The sequence below is a fragment of the Streptomyces sp. NPDC048171 genome, from assembly GCF_043202655.1.
In the GTDB taxonomy this organism is placed as follows: domain Bacteria; phylum Actinomycetota; class Actinomycetes; order Streptomycetales; family Streptomycetaceae; genus Streptomyces.
In genome coordinates this window covers 117,480-130,968 of the sequence record NZ_JBIDAU010000003.1, presented here as the reverse complement: position 1 = coordinate 130,968, position 13,489 = coordinate 117,480, and the positions used below count along the sequence as shown (strand labels likewise).

The following is a 13,489-nucleotide window of genomic DNA, read 5'->3' as shown; positions in this document are numbered from 1 at the left end:
CTACTGGACCAGCTCCAGGTGCGGGTGGTCCGCGGACACCGGGCAGACGTGGAGTTGCAGGGCGTAGCCGCCGGCGACGACGACCCGGGTGTAGTTCGCCGGAGGAACGCCGGGGGGAAGCGGGTCGCGGGCCCGGTCCCCCTCGGGGGCCCAACTCCCCGAGCCCTTGTTCCACTCGGTCGAGGCGATGGTCAGCAGCGGGTCCATGCCGGTGCCGCAGGCGGCGCAGGTCCGGGGCATGGGATCGGTCAGACCCCAGCGGGACCAGCCGCCGGCCTTCCAGCCGGGAGAAACGGACAGCTGGTTGACGTAGAACTCCTGCGGCGCGACGGCGTAGGCGCTGTCCACAGCGTCTCCGGCCGCCTCCCACCTGCTCCAGTCCGCCAGCCGCTCCCGCAACTCCTTGTCCAGCTCCAGGAAGTGGGGGTACTCGGTGACCTCCTCGGGTGAGAGCAGGCACGGCTGGGGCACGTAGTCGGAGGACTGGACCGCGGACGGCTCCGGAGGCGAGCCGAGGACGTCGGTGACCTCGGCCGCGGACCGCCAGTACAGCGCGGTCCTGGGGTGGGCCGGGTGGTCGAAGGGACACCACAGGACCTGGAGCAGATCGGCGTCGGCCCGCCCGGGCGCGCGCAGCAGGGGGACGTCGCGCACGTACAGCTGCGCCACGGGCAGCATGGCGACCGGGCCCTCGGGCCACGGGCGGCCGGCGCTGATCCGCTCGAGGACGGCCCGCTCCTCGGGCGTGTACCCGGACGCCGCGGCCTCGTCGATGCGCCGCCGCACCCGCACGTCCTCCGGTGACGTGGGCTCGTTCACCCCGTCCCACTCGTGCGGGCCTTCGCAGTACGGCCACGGCTCGCCGGCGGGCCACAGCAGCGGCCCGCCGACCGAACTGTCGTGCCGCGACGGCGACCCGGCCCGGGGATGCAGCCGGGTCGCCGTGCGGGCCAGCGGAGCCAGTTGAGGGAAGAGCGCGGTCACGTCGAACGGCCGCGGTGGGGTGGTACGACTCATACTGGCTCCCGATGGCGTGCTCAGCCGGGTTCAGTTCCCGAGGTTCAGCGTCCCGGTGTTGCCCTTGGTGTTCGTGATGTAGACCTCGGGGAACAGCGGCTGGGACGTTCCGTCCGCCCGCTGCACTGTAGCCGTCATCGTGACCCCCACGGGGATCGTGCTCGTGGCGTCCTTGTAGTCGGGCGTCACCTGGTAGAAGAGCGCGTCGTTCGCCTGGAAGTTGGGGTCCTCCTTCACCAGCTTCTGAGCCGCCTGTTCGAAGGTCCGCATGCTGGGCGTGCCGGTGTTCATGCCGGACTGCCAGCAGGGAACGAGGTTGTCCTGTCCGCCGTCCAGCACCTGGCCCTTGCCGCCGAGGATGTTGGGGATCAGGTGGCACCGGGCGAGCCCGGTGTTCGGCGAGTGGGTGTCGCGGTACAGCTGCGCGTCCTGCCATCCGGTGATGTCGCCGGACGCGTCGCTGCCCTCGTCGAGGTTCTTGCCCAGGCAGGCCTGCGCCACGGCGGCGCGGGTACCGGGCCCGTTCGGGGTGGTGGTCTTGTTCACCTGGGGGACCGCTTCGGTCGTGTTCCTGATCCAGCCGTCACCGGCCCGCAGCGATCCGTTCGGCTGTGTCCGCAGGCAGGCTCCCTGCGGCTGGTCGGTCGAGCCGGTGATCTCCACCTTGAACGGCTCCGCCTCGACGACCCGTTGGTTCACGAAGCCGCCGGAGAGCTGGTTCTCGGCGGACTGCTTGTCCGCGGCGGGGACGTGGGCGCGCACGCAGGACGTGCCGGAGCCGGCGTCCCCCAGTCGCTGTACGGCCCAGCCCCCGCCGGTGTTCTTGAGGACGATCTCGGCACACAGGGCGCCGTCGGTCCCGCCTTCATGGGTGGCCGCGAAGGGGAACATGCCGCAGCTGTCGTTCGCGACGACGTCCGGCATGGCCTGGAAGGGCTTCGACCCCCCGCAGGTGCGACCGGTGCGGTCGGCGATGCCGTTCTTCGCGCGGGTCAGCGGCTTGTCGCGTCCCCAGCCGCCCGCGTTCTGCTGGGCCCACTGGTATCCGACCGCCGCGGCGCCCGCGCTGGCGTCGATGCTGACCACCGGCATGATGCTGGGCACCACGCAGCCGGGGCCGGGCGTGCCGGCGGAGGCGGTGTCCCGGACGTCGTCGTCGCAGCGGATCTGCTCCGGGTTGCTCCAGGACGCGCTCGGGTCGATGATCTGGGCGCCGGGATAGGACACGAACAGCTCGTACGACGTCGTGAACTCGACCGCGGTACCGGCGGCCGGGGTGGAGGAGTAGGCCACGCGGCCGGTGCGGGAGTCTCCCTTGACCAGGGTGCCCTTGTACCAGGGGGCCGTCTTGGTGGCCTTGCAGCCGGCCGAGCAGGCGGACCTGAACCTCGCCTCCAGCGTGGTGACGGCCCCGGTCGCGCCGGTCATGGTCACGGTCACGTGCTCTTCCCACGACGTGCCCTCGGCGGGCAGCAGGGCACTGGTCGTCACGCTCAGCGTGCCGGTGCCGATCTGCTGTCCGTTGGCGTCCTTGAGCACGTACAGCACGGTCAGGCCGTTCACGCAGTAGCCGAAGCGGTTGAACTTCCACGTCCCGGGGGACGTGATCGTGCATGTGGCCGAGTCGGCGGGGGCCGCCGCCCGGGGCTGTGCGGCGAGGCTCTGCCGCCCGGCCGTCTTCACCGCTGTGGTGGTCGTGCTGACGCAGGCCTGCACGGCGCCCGCCCGGCGCTCGCGGGAGCCGGCGGCGGTGGGCTCGCAGCGCTCCCCGGGGGTCACCTCGACCGGCCTGGTCTTCGTGGGCACGGACACGTCGGCCGGATCGGCCGGGTCGGTCCGGTCGGCCTGGCGCGACGCCTGAGGTGCCGCCGCGGGCGTCTCCTGCGCCGGGGCCATCGCCGTGGTGGAGGCACCCATGGCCACGACGGCCAGCAGGGAGAGGATCACGCGCCGGAAGCGCGGTATTCGAGACGAGGGTCTCATGGTGGGACTGCCCTTTCGCATGTGGCGTGGTGCCCGGTGCGGGCCGGCGTGCCCGGCCCGCGGGCGGTCAGAAGATGGACGACAGTCCGCTGGTGATGGAGGAGACGAGTTCCTTGCCCTCTTCGGCGACCTTGTTGACCACGGGGGCCACCTTCTTGATGCCGGTGGTCACGAGCTTGCCCCGGCCGAAGGTGGCCAGGTTCAGTGCGGTGCCGCCCAGGGACTCGACGAACTCGCCGCTGGTGAAGCCGTGTTCGATGCCGGTGAACAGGGCGCCGAGCGCCCCGGCCCCGAGGGAGAGGTAGCCGAAGAAGGCCGCTCCGGCCGCCAGCGGCGGAAAGGCCAGGCTGGCCAGCCCCAGACCGGCGGCGATGAATCCGGAGGCGATACTGACCTTGTTGGCGGCGTCCGCCCACCAACCGGCGTCCGACCACCAGTCCTCCTCGGAACCGGAGCCGGTGCCGGTGCCGTTCGGGTGGACCTCGTCGTTGGTGCCGTTGTCGGCCGGGTCCCTGCCCTCCTCGCGCTCCCGCTTCGCCTTCTCGGCGGCCTCCTTGGCCTTCTGGGCGATCTCGGCCCGGCGCTTCTGGACGGCGATGCTGCGGGCCTCGCTGGCCGCCGCGGCCGCCGTGGCCTTGTCCCGGCCGGCCTCAAGGGCGGACTGGCGGGCACTGGCCGCCGACGCCTGGGCACTGTAGGAGGACTGGAGTGCCGAACGGGCGGCGTCCACGGCCTTGTTGGCGGAGTAGTTCGCCGACCTGGCGGCGCCCCGCGCGGTCGACGCGGCCGACTTGGCCTGGTTCGCGGAGGTCTGCGCGTCCGCCGCCGACCGGTCCGCGGCGTCGGCGTTCTCCCGGGCCTGATCGGCGTAGCCCTCGGCCTTGTCGGCGGCGTCCAGGGCCTTGTCGGCCCACTCCTTCGCCTCGGCCGCGGCCTGCCGGGCGTCGGCGGCGGCCTTGGAGGCCAGCGCGGCGTTCTGCTGCGCCGTGTAGGCGATCTTCGCCGCGGCCGCGATCGCCCCGCGCACCGCCGCGACGTGGGTGGCCGAGTCGTGGTCGAGCTGCGCCGCCTGGTGCCGCACGACCTGGACGAAGTTGCGGCGCATCCAGGTGGGACCCTCGAGGGCGACCTCGCCGTACGACTTGACGTACTCGCCGCCGTTCGCCACCGAGGTGGCGGTCTCCACCGCGTCGTCCTCGCGTATCGCCTCGGGGTAGGTCCGCTCGAAGAAGTCCTGGAGCGCTTCGGGGGTGTTCTTGTCCAGCGCGTCGTTGGCGGCCTTGATGACCGCCTTGCCCGGCTTCTGGTTGATGATCCGGGCGATCTGGACCTTGTTGTCGTCCTGCGAGGCCCGGATCATCCCGGAGGTCAGGAAGTCGCCCACCGCCGCGGCCTCGCCGCTCGCCAGTGCCGACTGGGCCGCCTCCGCGATGGCGGGGCTGGATATCTGTGCGATGTACAGGACGGTCTCGCGGTCGTCCTGGTTCTGGGCGATGGTCCGGTCGAGGTCGACCCAGGACAGGATGTCGTCCTCGGTCCCGGCCAGCGCGTGCTGGGCCGCCTCCCGCGTCCACGCGCCCTTCGCCTCCAGCAGCCCGGTGGCCGCCTTGCGTCCGAGCGTGGCCGCGAGCGCCAGGTCACCGGTCTCCCACAGCGCCTTCTCGGCCGCGGCGATCAGCTCCTTGAGGGCCGCGGCGGTCTGTGCCTCCTGGCTGCGCTTGTCCTCGTACTCGGCCTGCTCCTCCGCCTCGATCTCGGCGAGCAGCCGGGCCTCGTCCATGCCCTGGAGCCGGTCCTGCTCCAGGCGGGCCAGTTCCGCCTCCCGTGCCGCCGTCTCCACCGCCATGGCTTCCTCGACGGTCTTGGTGGCGGTGTCGGCCGCCTTCACGGCCGCCGCCGCGTGCGCGGTGGACTTGTTCGCGTAGTCGATGGCCTGACCGGCGAACTTCACCGCCTCCTCGGCGGCAGCCGCCGCCTTCTCGGCGTGGTCGGCCGCGGAGTTGGCGGCGTCCCGGGCCTTGCGGGCCGCGCCGGCCGCGGTGTTGGCGAGGGCCTGGGCCGTGGAGGCGGCGTTGGTCGCGCGGTTGGCGGCGGTCGTGGCGATGGCGGCCTGGCGCTTGGCCTCGGCCGCCTCGGACTGGGCGGCCCCCGCAGCGCCCGCGGCCTGCGCCGAGGCGTTGGCGGCGGCCGCGGCGTTGCGCGCGGCGGAGGCGGCCGAGGAACCGGCACTGGCGGCCTGCGCGGAGGCGGCCGCGGCGTAGTCGGCGGCCTTCGCGGCGGAACGGGCCTTCCCGGCCGCGTTCTTGGCGGCGACCGCGGCGTTCTTGGCCGCCTCGGTCTTCTTCGCGTCCTTGGAGGCGGCGATGGCGGCGTTGTAGGCGGCGGAGGCCGCGTTGCCCGCCGTCGCGGCGGCCTGGGAGGCCGCGGTGGCCGCCGAGGAGGCGCGCCGGGACGCGGTCACCGCCGCGTTGGAGGCGCTGATGGCGTTGCGCGCGGCGTTCGCGGCGCCCTTGGCCGCACTCGCGGCCTTGCGCGCGGCCGCGGCGGACTTCTTCACGTCGTCCTTGGCAGCGGCGGCCTCCGCGGCGGCCTTCTCGGCCGCCTCCTTGGCCTTCTCGGCCGCGGTCTGGGCGCGCGCCGACGCCTCCACGGCCTGGTCGGTCTCGGCCTGGGCGCGCCTGCCCTCGCGTTCGACCACCGCGACGAGTTCGGCGATGGTGGCCGCCTCCTGGTCCCGGGCCCGGGCGATGTGCTGCCCGGTGTCGAGGAACCACTGCACGTCGTTGGCCGTACCGCTCAGCGCGCGGTCCGCGTACTTGCGCACCTCGGGCCCGCCCTGGAACAGCATGGACGACACCTGGACCCTGGCGTCCTCCAGCCGGGCGTCGTACTGCCCGTCGGTGAGGAAGGTCTCCAGCGCCGCCCGGGTACCGGCGTCCAGGGCGGCGGAGGCCTCGCGCCGGACGGCCTTGTCGCCGGTGGAGGAGACGATGGACGTCGCCACGCCCAGATCCTCCAGCAGGGCGGGCTTGTACCCCGTCTCGAGGAAGGCCGCGATGGCCGCGTCGCCGTTGTCGAGCGCGGCGACCGCCTCGCGGCGCAGGCCCTTGCCGGAGCGGGCGAGGTAGCGGGCGACGGCGACCCGGTTGTCCTCGACCGTCACCTTCGGGAGGGTCTCGGAGAGGAACGTCCGCACCTCCTCGTCGGTGCCGTACAGCACGTAGGCCGCGGCGGCCTTGGTCGCCTTGCCGCCGGTGGCCCACGCCTGGACGACCCTGGCCCGCTCGGTGTCCGGCAGGGTGAGCGGGTCGGCCGGCGCGTCGCCGGCCGCGGCGCTCGCCGGGCGGGTGAGGGTCAGCGGACCGGCGGCGGCAGCGGTGACGGCGGCCGCTGCGCCGAGGAGCCGTCTGCGACTCCAGAACGACGTCTGCATAGGGTTTTCTCCTGGCGTTGGATTCAACGGGAATTGGGCCGGGATGGAGAGCCGGAGTGACCATACCAATGGGCGCCGAACGTTAAATGAGTTGCGTCCGACTGCATTTGATGATCCGCCAGATTGCCTGCTGCACAGGCCGGTTGCTTCTTCACGACTTCTCCACAGATCTTCGTACAACCTTTCCTTGGGGTGTCGAGAGTCACACGGGATCTTCAACTACCGTCCGTTTTGGCGCAGTTCATGACGTGGACAGTGATCGAAGATGGAGGTGGCATGGACAGGCTCAAGCGGAGATACGGAATGGCGAATGCCTCGTTTCTGCATTTCCGCGAGGTCTGGGGGGCCCTCATTGAATGCGGAGCCTTCATGCCTTTCAGGGGAGCCGGATGACGGAAATCCGGCCGGAACAGATTTGGACTGCGATGAAGGTACGCACCACCATTGCGCGTGTGCTCGGCGCCTCCGCCCTCGCCGGCGGCCTGGCCTGGGCCGTGCTGGCGTCCGGCGTCCAGCCGGCCGACGACGGCCCGGCGGTGTCCGTGGCGGACGAGGCTCCCGGCTACGCCGTCGAGGACTTCGCCTATCCGCAGGCCGACAAGATCCTCGAGGAGCAGGGCATCGTCCTCAAGCGAGGGGACGGCCACATCACGCTGGCCGACTGCTCCAGCGGCACCGACCTGCTCCAGGTCATGGCCCGGCGCGAGTCCCAGCCGTTCTGCTTCAAGACCGTCGGCGACTCGGGCTGGCTGACCCTGGAGATCCCCGCCGTCTACGTCATGCGGGGCAACGACTACGCGACGCAGGTGGACATGACCGTCGGGGACGAGGAGAAGTCCTTCGACCTCGAGAAGAACACCTGGACCTCGGTGGGCGAGAGCGCCGACGAGCAGAACCGTGAGCACCTGCTCGTGGAGATCAGGACCTCCAAGTAGCGCCCAGCCGAAGCCCTTTGACGGACCAGCCAGCAAGGAACCCCACCATGCGACACACCAGACCCGTGCGCCTCGCCGCACTGGCCGCGGCCCTGACCGCGGGACCCCTCGTCCTGACCGCCGTGCCCGCGGCCGCCGTGACGGGGCCCGCCGCCCCCGCCTCCGACACCACGCACGCCTACACCGCGCAGATCGTGGTCGGCGACCACGACCGCGGCTGCTCCGGCGTCCTGGTCGACACCGAGTGGCTGCTCACCGCGGCCAGTTGCTTCGCCGACAAGCCCGCCGAGAGCCTCGCCGTGCCCGCGGGCAAGCCGGCCAAGACCACCACCGCGACCATCGGCCGCGCCGACCTCACCGGCACCCAGGGCGCGGTCCGCCAGGTCGTGGAGCTGGTCCCGCGCACCGACCGCGACGTGGTCCTGGCCCGGCTCAACCGCCCGGTCACCAACGTGACCCCCCTCGCGCTGGCCACCACCGCCCCCGCCGCGGGCGAGGAGCTGACGCTCGCCGGCTACGGCCGCTCCAAGACCGAGTGGGCGCCGCTGAACCTGCACACCGGGGTCTTCTCGGTGGACGCGGCCGCCGCCACCACCGCCACCGTGACCGGCAAGGACGGCGTCGCCGCGTGCATGGGCGACACCGGTGGCCCGCTGGTCCGCACCGTGAACGGCACCAAGCAGCTGGCCGCCCTCGGCAGCCGCTCCTACCAGGGCGGATGTTTCGGCATCGACGCCGCCGAGACCCGCACCGGCGGTGTCGTCACCCGCGTCGACGACCTCGGCTCCTGGGTGGCGTCCAAGGCCGGCGCCAACCGGATCACCGACTTCAACTGCGACGGCGTCGCGGACATCGCCGTCGCCGACCCCGAGGCGACCGTCGGCGGCGACGCCAAGGCGGGCCTGGTCCGCGTCGTCTACGGCGGCGGCAAGGGCACCGCCGAGATCAACCAGGACCTCGACTGGGTGCCGGGCGGGGCCGAGGCCAACGACCTCTTCGGCCAGGCCATCGACACCGTCGACTACAACGAGGACGGCTGCACCGACCTCGCCGTCGGCACCCCGGGTGAGAACCTGGGCGACGCCGTGGACGCCGGCATGGCCGACATCCTGTACGGCGCCCCGGGCGGCCTCGGCACCGGCGCCACCAAGAACACGCACTTCCAGCAGGCCGAGGGCAACGGCTCGATCAGCGCCTCCACCCCGGAGAACGGTGACCTGATGGGGCAGGCCATGGTGGCCGGCACCACCGCCGCCGGTGAGCCCTTCGTCGTCATCGGCACGCCCGGTGAGGGCCTCGGCGACGCCGCCAAGGCGGGCGAGGCGTTCTACGTGCGCGGCGGCACCAACGTCTCCGTCCACCAGGACAAGCTGGGCGTCCCGGGTGGTGTGGAGGCGGGCGACGGCTTCGGCGCCGTCCTGGCCGCCGACGCCAACCACCTGGCCATCGGCGCGCCCAACGAGAACATCGGCGGCGACGACGCGGCGGGCAACCTCGCGGTCTTCACGCACACGCTGAACAGCGAGAAGCGGCCCACCGCGATCTTCGGCCTCGACCAGGACCTGGACACCGTCTCCGGCGGTGCCGAGGCCGGCGACCGCTTCGGCGCGGCCCTGGCGCTGGCCCCGTACCGTCCGTCGGGCGCGGCCACGGCCAACGAGTCGATCCTCGCGGTCGGTTCGCCGGGCGAGGCCCTGAACGTGGACGGCGTCAGCAAGGCGCAGACCGGCGGCGTCATCACCTTCCGGGTCACCGCCGCGGGCACCTACACCCAGCTCGACGGGTACTCCTCGGGCACGGCCGACGACGACGTCTCCGGCACCTCGGAGGCCGGTGACCACTTCGGCGCCACCATCACCGCGATCAACACGGCGCCGCGCGCCGTGAGCACCGCGGCGACCATGAGGATGGCCATCGGCGTCCCGGACGAGGCGATCGGTTCGGCGACCTCCTCCGGCGCGGTCCACGTCTTCTCGATGCTGGGCGCGCCCGGCGCCAACGACAAGTGGATCGAGTCCGGCGACGGCGACGGCATCCCGGGCGCCCCGGGGGCCAACCAGCGCCTGGGTTCGAGCATCCACTTCACCGGCACGCACCTGTACGTCGGCATGCCCTACGGCCCGAGCGCCCGCGGCGCGCTCTACGCCCTGCCGATGTCCAACGTGACCCTCGGCCAGCCCACCGCCGCCGTCACGGCCTACCAGCCGGGACAGGGCGGGCTCCCCGCCGTCGGCACCGCCTTCGGGTACGCGGCGAGGTAGTCACCGCGGTACTCCCCAGCAGCACCTCTCAGTCGGCCGTGGCGTCCAGCGCCACGGCCGACTCGTTCACCGGGCGCGGCACTCCCGACGGGTCGAGCACGAACAGCGCCACCCCGAGCAGGTCGGCACGGACCCGGGCCTCCTCGGCGTATCCGGTGAGGGAGAAGTAGACGCACCGCGCGGACTCCGCCATCGCCGTCAGCCACAGGCACTCCACGTCCCGCAGCGAGGCCGGGCCCACCGTCGGATCCACCTGGACGACGAGACCGGCCGCGGCCAGCCCGATGCCGGACAGCGGCCGCTGGTCGGCGCGGCGCACGTCCCGGTGCCCCAGCCCGCGCAGATACAGCACGGCCGCGGTGACCGCGTCGCGCGCGGTGCGGATCGGGACCGCCCGGTGGGCCGGGACCCGTGACCCGGGGGCGCGCCCGGACCGGCCCGGGGCCGCGTCGTCCACCGGCACGCGCAGCACCGTCCCGCACGGGCACCCCAGCTCCGGCCGCGGCCACCGGCCGAACGCCCCGCAGGCCGCGCAGCGCACGCCGACCCACTCCTCTTCCCACGCCCGGTGGGTGACCGCGGTCGCCGTCCCGTGCGGATCGAGCGCGGCCGCGACGGGCTCGCCGCACGCACAGGGATACGAGGGCGCCGTGTAGCGGTGCCGCCGCCCGCAGGCCGTGCAGCACACCGAGATGGTCTCGGACATGACCCCATCGTCCTCTCTTGACTGCCCTCGGCTGCCCACTTACATTACTTCCAGATCGTAGAAAACAAATTTCGCTATACGGAAGTTGCTACGGAAGAAGCTCACCGCGGGGCGCGACGGGAGTGCGAATCCGACAGCCGGAGCAGGAGTACTCGATGGCTCGTATGACCGCTGCCCGAGCGGCAGTTGAGATTCTCAAGCGCGAGGGCGTCACCGACGCGTTCGGTGTGCCGGGCGCGGCGATCAACCCCTTCTACGCGGCGCTCAAGGCGTCCGGCGGCGTCCAGCACACCCTCGCCCGCCATGTCGAGGGCGCCTCGCACATGGCCGAGGGCTACACCCGTACCCACCCCGGCAACATCGGTGTCTGCATCGGCACCTCGGGACCGGCCGGCACCGACATGATCACCGGCCTGTACTCGGCGATCGGCGACTCCATCCCGATCCTGTGCATCACCGGCCAGGCGCCGACCGCGGTGATCCACAAGGAGGACTTCCAGGCCGTCGACATCGCCTCCATCGCCAAGCCGGTGACCAAGATGGCCGTCACCGTCCTGGAGGCCGCGCAGGTCCCCGGCGTCTTTCAGCAGGCGTTCCACCTGATGCGCTCGGGCCGCCCCGGGCCGGTCCTGATCGACCTGCCGATCGACGTCCAGCTGACCGAGATCGAGTTCGACCCGGACACCTACGAGCCGCTCCCGGTCTACAAGCCGGCCGCGACCCGCGCCCAGGTCGAGAAGGCGATCGGCATGCTGAACGCCGCCGAGCGCCCGCTGATCGTGGCCGGCGGCGGTGTCATCAACGCCGACGCCGCCGACCTGCTGGTGGAGTTCGCCGAGCTGACCGGCACCCCGGTCGTGCCGACCCTGATGGGCTGGGGCGTGCTGCCCGACGACCACGAGCTGAACGCCGGCATGGTCGGCCTCCAGACCTCGCACCGCTACGGCAACGCGACCTTCCTGGAGTCCGACTTCGTCCTCGGCGTCGGCAACCGCTGGGCCAACCGCCACACCGGCAAGATCGACGTCTACACCAAGGGGCGGAAGTTCGTCCACGTCGACGTCGAGCCGACCCAGATCGGCAAGATCTTCGCCCCGGACTACGGCATCGCCTCCGACGCCAAGGCCGCGCTGGAGCTGTTCGTCGAGGTGGCCAAGGAGCTGAAGGCGGCCGGCAAGCTGCCCGACCGCTCCGCGTGGGCCGCGTCCGCGCAGGAGAAGAAGGCCACGCTCCAGCGCCGTACGCACTTCGACGACATCCCGATCAAGCCGCAGCGGGTCTACGAGGAGATGAACAAGGCCTTCGGCCCGGAGACCCGGTACGTCTCCACCATCGGCCTCTCGCAGATCGCCGGCGCCCAGATGCTGCACGTGTACCGCCCGCGGCACTGGATCAACTGCGGCCAGGCGGGCCCGCTCGGCTGGACCGTCCCGGCCGCGCTCGGCGTCGCCAAGGCCGACCCCGACGCCCAGGTCGTGGCGCTCTCCGGCGACTACGACTTCCAGTTCATGATCGAGGAACTGGCCGTCGGCGCGCAGCACAAGATCCCGTACGTGCACGTCCTGGTCAACAACTCCTACCTGGGCCTGATCCGCCAGGCGCAGCGGGCGTTCGAGATCGACTTCCAGGTCAACCTGGAGTTCGAGAACATCAACTCGCCCGAGCTGGGCGTCTACGGCGTCGACCACGTCAAGGTCGCCGAGGGCCTGGGCTGCAAGGCGATCCGGGTGACCGACCCGAACGAGCTGGGGGCGGCCCTGGAACAGGCCAAGAAGCTGGCCGCCGAGCACCGGGTGCCGGTCGTCGTCGAGGCGATCCTGGAGCGCGTCACCAACATCTCGATGTCGGGCACGAACGACATCTCGAACGTGGTGGAGTTCGAGGAGGTGGCCACGGAGCCGGGGCACGCCCCGACCGCGGTCAAGACGCTCAAGGTCTGACCCGCACCACCCGCACGGCCTGAGGGCGAGGGCGGTCCGTCGACGCGACGGGCCGCCCTCGCGCGCGTCCAGGGCCGCTCAGTCCCCTCCGCCCCCCGATCCGCAGCCCCCGTGCCCCCCGTGGCCGGAGCCCCAGTCGCCCGTGACCGAGTCCTCGTACTCGTCCCGCCACCGGAGGAACCTGCCCCGGCCCAGGGAGAAGCGCACCCCGTCCTTGGCGGCCCCCGGGTCCGTCAGGCCGGTCCGCAGCGCGAAGCGCGGCAGGAGCACGCGCAGAGCGGCGTCACCGTGCAGGGCCACCGCCAGGAGCGTGTCCTCGTCCGACATCCCGTGCCGGACCCTCTGCAGGGGGTGCCGTGCCCGCCAGAACTCCACGCGCCGGCGGGCGCCCCGGGTGGGGCCCAGCCGGGGGTAGCGCAGCAGCCCCTCGTCCGCGAGCGGGATGCGCGCCAGCGCGACTGCCAGGCGGACGTCCGGATGCCCGACCAGCTCACGGGCGGTACGGAGCTCGCGCAGGCAGTCGAGGACGGTGCCCGCGAACGGCCCCAGCCCCTCCGGCTCCGGCCCCGTGGCGCACAGTGTCCTGCGGGGGCCGATCTCCAACGCCCCCCGCAGGTGCAGGTCGACCACCGCCACCGTCACCGCGGCCCGCGGCCCGCCGCCCAGCAGCGCGATCTCGTACGGCTCCCAGCCGATCTCCGTGCCACCGTCCATGGCCCTCACCCCCGTGTGTCCGGGGATGTGCCCGGCGCGGGGGGTGGTTCAAGCGCGCGGCCGCGTTCTCAGAGGAAGACTTGAGGGAGGACGTGGGCGCGGTCAGCCCTGGGGGTGCTCGTGGTGCTCGTGCAGCCCCGGCCACTCGTCCGGACCGCCGCCCTGCCACTCGACGAGCGCGTCCTCGGCCACGTCGGTCACGTACAGGTCGGCCAGGCGCAGCAGTTCGGCGACGTCGTCGATGTGGGAGGCGACGCCCAGTGTCTCGTCGCCGGAGGTGACCCGGCGGGAGCCGTCGAGGGCGGGGGAGTGGACGACGATGTGCGGATGCTCCGGTGGATGTGCCATGACTTCAGGCTGCTGCGGGCGCCCCGGATCCGCACCCCGGCCAACGCCGAAGAGCGCCGGATGCGGGACCGTCCGCATCCGGCGCTCTCCAGCCGGTGAAGGTTCTTCACGTGGTGTCCGTCCGGCGGCGCGAGGCTGGGCGCGACAGGTCG

9 protein-coding genes are annotated in these 13,489 nt (G+C 72.4%); 3 read left to right on the top strand and 6 right to left on the bottom strand.

Going from position 1 to position 13,489, the window contains the following annotated elements; translation table 11 throughout:
- The 3 genes from ACGF3J_RS09285 to ACGF3J_RS09275 form a co-directional block, all read right to left on the bottom strand.
- Entirely contained in the window at nucleotides 1-1,017 is a 1,017-nt protein-coding gene (locus ACGF3J_RS09285) for a hypothetical protein (protein ID WP_393853756.1), read from the bottom strand.
- Nucleotides 1,018-1,047: 30 nt separating this feature from the next.
- Nucleotides 1,048-3,000, bottom strand: coding sequence for a DNA/RNA non-specific endonuclease (locus ACGF3J_RS09280; RefSeq protein ID WP_393853755.1), 1,953 nt, complete (start codon nucleotides 2,998-3,000; stop codon nucleotides 1,048-1,050).
- Between the two features lie 67 nt (nucleotides 3,001-3,067).
- On the bottom strand, nucleotides 3,068-6,433 hold the full coding sequence (locus ACGF3J_RS09275) for an ALF repeat-containing protein (RefSeq protein ID WP_393853754.1): 3,366 nt from the start codon (nucleotides 6,431-6,433) through the stop codon (nucleotides 3,068-3,070).
- A gap of 425 nt (nucleotides 6,434-6,858) precedes the next feature.
- On the opposite strand from ACGF3J_RS09275, the gene ACGF3J_RS09270 reads away from it, so the two are divergent.
- Together ACGF3J_RS09270 and ACGF3J_RS09265 are read left to right on the top strand one after the other, a co-directional pair.
- Entirely contained in the window at nucleotides 6,859-7,368 is a 510-nt protein-coding gene (locus tag ACGF3J_RS09270; protein ID WP_202558636.1) for a hypothetical protein, read from the top strand.
- Nucleotides 7,369-7,415: 47 nt separating this feature from the next.
- Nucleotides 7,416-9,629, top strand: a complete 2,214-nt coding sequence (locus tag ACGF3J_RS09265; protein WP_161330834.1) for a S1 family peptidase — start codon at nucleotides 7,416-7,418, stop codon at nucleotides 9,627-9,629.
- A gap of 28 nt (nucleotides 9,630-9,657) precedes the next feature.
- Here ACGF3J_RS09265 and ACGF3J_RS09260 read toward each other — a convergent pair whose 3' ends face one another.
- Complete coding sequence (locus tag ACGF3J_RS09260; protein WP_161330835.1) at nucleotides 9,658-10,335, bottom strand: hypothetical protein; 678 nt, start codon at nucleotides 10,333-10,335, stop codon at nucleotides 9,658-9,660.
- Between the two features lie 155 nt (nucleotides 10,336-10,490).
- Between ACGF3J_RS09260 and gcl the strand changes: the two genes are divergently transcribed.
- The gene (gcl, locus tag ACGF3J_RS09255; RefSeq protein ID WP_393853753.1) at nucleotides 10,491-12,275 is read left to right on the top strand and encodes a glyoxylate carboligase; all 1,785 of its coding nucleotides are present in this window, start codon (nucleotides 10,491-10,493) and stop codon (nucleotides 12,273-12,275) included.
- 78 nt (nucleotides 12,276-12,353) lie between these two features.
- Here the strand turns inward: gcl and ACGF3J_RS09250 are convergent, their stop codons facing one another.
- Both ACGF3J_RS09250 and ACGF3J_RS09245 read right to left on the bottom strand, forming a co-directional pair.
- Nucleotides 12,354-12,989, bottom strand: coding sequence for a TIGR04222 domain-containing membrane protein (locus tag ACGF3J_RS09250; protein WP_161330837.1), 636 nt, complete (start codon nucleotides 12,987-12,989; stop codon nucleotides 12,354-12,356).
- 102 nt (nucleotides 12,990-13,091) lie between these two features.
- Nucleotides 13,092-13,337 carry a hypothetical protein gene (locus ACGF3J_RS09245; RefSeq protein WP_161330838.1) on the bottom strand — a complete coding sequence of 82 codons (246 nt, stop codon included), beginning with the start codon at nucleotides 13,335-13,337 and terminating at the stop codon, nucleotides 13,092-13,094.
- Nucleotides 13,338-13,489: the final 152 nt, after the last annotated feature.

Excerpts from the sequence above, each read along its gene's own strand:
- ACGF3J_RS09285 (WP_393853756.1), bottom strand. The coding sequence starts at position 1,017 with ATGAGTCGTACCACCCCACCGCGGCCGTTCGACGTGACCGCGCTCTTC.
- ACGF3J_RS09280 (WP_393853755.1), bottom strand. The coding sequence starts at position 3,000 with ATGAGACCCTCGTCTCGAATACCGCGCTTCCGGCGCGTGATCCTCTCC.
- ACGF3J_RS09275 (WP_393853754.1), bottom strand. The coding sequence starts at position 6,433 with ATGCAGACGTCGTTCTGGAGTCGCAGACGGCTCCTCGGCGCAGCGGCC.
- ACGF3J_RS09270 (WP_202558636.1), top strand. The coding sequence starts at position 6,859 with ATGAAGGTACGCACCACCATTGCGCGTGTGCTCGGCGCCTCCGCCCTC.
- ACGF3J_RS09265 (WP_161330834.1), top strand. The coding sequence starts at position 7,416 with ATGCGACACACCAGACCCGTGCGCCTCGCCGCACTGGCCGCGGCCCTG.
- ACGF3J_RS09260 (WP_161330835.1), bottom strand. The coding sequence starts at position 10,335 with ATGTCCGAGACCATCTCGGTGTGCTGCACGGCCTGCGGGCGGCGGCAC.
- gcl (WP_393853753.1), top strand. The coding sequence starts at position 10,491 with ATGGCTCGTATGACCGCTGCCCGAGCGGCAGTTGAGATTCTCAAGCGC.
- ACGF3J_RS09250 (WP_161330837.1), bottom strand. The coding sequence starts at position 12,989 with ATGGACGGTGGCACGGAGATCGGCTGGGAGCCGTACGAGATCGCGCTG.
- ACGF3J_RS09245 (WP_161330838.1), bottom strand. The coding sequence starts at position 13,337 with ATGGCACATCCACCGGAGCATCCGCACATCGTCGTCCACTCCCCCGCC.